Genomic DNA, 2,328 nt, shown 5'->3' on the forward strand with positions numbered 1-2,328 from the left:
GCCGGGCGGCGGCGACCGGAATCCCGGCGAGATCTGGGCGAGTATCTACAAGCGGCTGGATATCAATGACGTCGAGAACATCAAGCATGAACATTTCGTGTATGCGCGCGACCGGGGCGTTACGACCATCGGCGTCAAGTACGAAGCCCGTACACCGCTGTTCGGGAATCTCGACATGGTGGCCAAGTTTTCGCCCATGGTAACGCTCAATGTCGCGGCCGCTGAATGACGCGTGCGTGTGGACGCCGGTAATTAATCCCCAATATGAACTCCGAAATGAACAATAACCGCGCGCTGTTGCGATGGTTGGATGCCGACATGCTCGCCGGCGCTTCGTTCAGGGCCGCTGTCACGCACCGCAGCGCGGGCGGCGGCAACAATGAACGGCTGGAATACCTGGGCGACGCCGTGCTGGGCATGCTTATAGCGGAGCACCTGTATCGCCTGCACCCCAACGCGAGTGAAGGCGATTTAAGCCGTCTGTGCGCCAAGCTGGTGCGCGGGGAAACGCTGGCCGGGATTGCGAAAGAGCTGCACTTAAGTGATCTGCTCGTGCTGGGTCCCGGCGAAGTCAAGGCTGGCGGACATCGCCGGGATACCATTCTGGCCGATGCACTGGAAGCGATTATTGGCGCGGTTTATCTGGAGAAAGGGTTTGAGGCCGCGCGCGTATTCGTGCTGGGGTTGTTTCAGACGCGCATTGCCAATCTGCCCCCGCCGGAGCAACTCAAGGATGCCAAGACCCGCCTGCAGGAATATCTGCAGGCGCGCAATCTGGCGCTGCCGGAGTATCGTCTGCAACTGGCCAGCGGCGAGCCACACGCTCAAAATTTCGTCATGCGCTGTCTGTTACCCCACTGCGGTATCGAAACGACAGGCGAGGGCGGCTCCAAACGCGAGGCCGAGCAGCGGGCGGCAGCCAGGGCGCTGGCGATGCTGCCATGAACGCGCCTGAATCCATCCGCGGCGGATTCTGCGCGCTGATCGGCCGCTCGAATGTCGGTAAATCGACTTTGCTGAACAGACTGGTCGGGATGAGAATATCAAGCACGGCCGACAAGCCACAGACCACGCGCCAGGTCATCCGCGGGATCGTAACCTCACGAGGCTCGCAGATCGTGTTTGTGGACACACCCGGCATTCATTTCAACAACACGCACCTGCTGAACGCGGCCATGAACAAGGGCGCCGCGGCGGCGCTGGCCGACGTTGACGCGGTGGTGCTGGTGGTCGAGCCGGAACGCTGGGAGCACGAAGAAGTGCGCATTATCGAGATGCTGACCACGGCCGGCAAACCGTGCATAGTGTGCGTCAACAAGATCGACAGGCTGCGCGACCGGCAGTCACTGCTGCCGATACTGGCGACTATGCGCGAGCGCTTCGACTTCGCCGCGATGGTGCCGGTCTCCGCGGTCAGGAGTGAAAATCTGGACGCGCTGAAGACCGAGATCATCAAGCTGTTGCCGCGATGTGAAGCCTATATTTATCCGGAGGATCAACTCTCCGATCGCGACGAACGCTCTATCGTAAGCGAGTTGATCCGCGAGCAGTTGACGCGCAACCTGTCCGCCGAACTGCCGTATTCGGTGTACGTCGAGTTAGAAAGCGTTGAGGAGCGCGAGGGGCTCACTTCCATCGCCGCGACCATCTGGGTGGCGCGCGAAAGCCAAAAGGCCATCGTCATCGGCAGATCGGGGCAATCACTAAAAAAGGTCGGCAGCCGCGCGCGGGCGGCGATAGAGAACTTGCTGAACCGGCGTTGCTACTTAAGCCTGTGGGTGAAAGTCCGGCCCGGCTGGCAGGATGACGCGCGCATCGTCGGCGCGCTGACAAATTAATCCCGATGGCCAGAGTCATACATCAACCGGCCTTTCTGTTGCACGCGCGCGCCTACCGTGAGACCAGCGCATTACTGGAAATGTTGACCCTCGATCACGGTCGTGTGGGTCTGATCTACAAGGGCGCGAAGCGATCGCCGAAGCGCGCGGCCCAGTTGCAATCGTTCCGCGAGCTGCGCGTTTCGTGGAGCGGGCGCGGCGAGCTGCCATCCCTGACCGACCTGGAAATCACGGGCGCCAGCCGGCTGGCCACGCCGCGGCTCAAGATCTGCGGGCTGTATCTTAACGAGCTGTTGATAAATCTGCTGCCGCGCAACAGCCCCGGCGAGGAGCTTTACCGTTGTTACGACGCGACCTTAAGCCAGCTCGACGGGCAGATTGCGATTGAACCGTCACTACGGCGCTTCGAGTAATATCTATTGAAGCTGAGCGTCTATGGTCAGCAGCTCGAGTTCGAAGCCGCCAGCGAGCGCGCGATCGATCCTGCGGC

General features: G+C 61.0%; 4 protein-coding genes. All 4 read left to right on the forward strand.

Annotated features, from left to right (window positions below; genetic code table 11):
* The coding region (locus H0V34_01130; GenBank protein MBA2490351.1) for a DUF4845 domain-containing protein at positions 1-229 on the forward strand (229 nt) is incomplete at its 5' end.
* Between the two features lie 35 nt (positions 230-264).
* A complete protein-coding gene (gene rnc / locus H0V34_01135; protein MBA2490352.1) occupies positions 265-945 on the forward strand; it encodes a ribonuclease III in 681 nt (226 codons plus the stop codon).
* A 14-nt stretch (positions 946-959) separates the two neighbouring features.
* Positions 960-1,838: a GTPase Era gene (era, locus tag H0V34_01140; protein MBA2490353.1), complete on the forward strand. Its 879-nt coding sequence runs from the start codon at positions 960-962 to the stop codon at positions 1,836-1,838.
* A gap of 5 nt (positions 1,839-1,843) precedes the next feature.
* Positions 1,844-2,251, forward strand: coding sequence for a DNA repair protein RecO (gene recO / locus H0V34_01145; GenBank protein MBA2490354.1), 408 nt, complete (start codon positions 1,844-1,846; stop codon positions 2,249-2,251).
* The last annotated feature ends 77 nt before the right edge of the window (positions 2,252-2,328 follow it).

This window comes from Gammaproteobacteria bacterium, from assembly GCA_013696315.1.
Lineage (GTDB): Bacteria > Pseudomonadota > Gammaproteobacteria > JACCYU01 > JACCYU01 > JACCYU01.

Bases quoted from the DNA above. Each gene is read 5' to 3' on its own strand.
- rnc (MBA2490352.1), top strand. From the start codon at position 265: ATGAACTCCGAAATGAACAATAACCGCGCGCTGTTGCGATGGTTGGAT.
- recO (MBA2490354.1), top strand. From the start codon at position 1,844: ATGGCCAGAGTCATACATCAACCGGCCTTTCTGTTGCACGCGCGCGCC.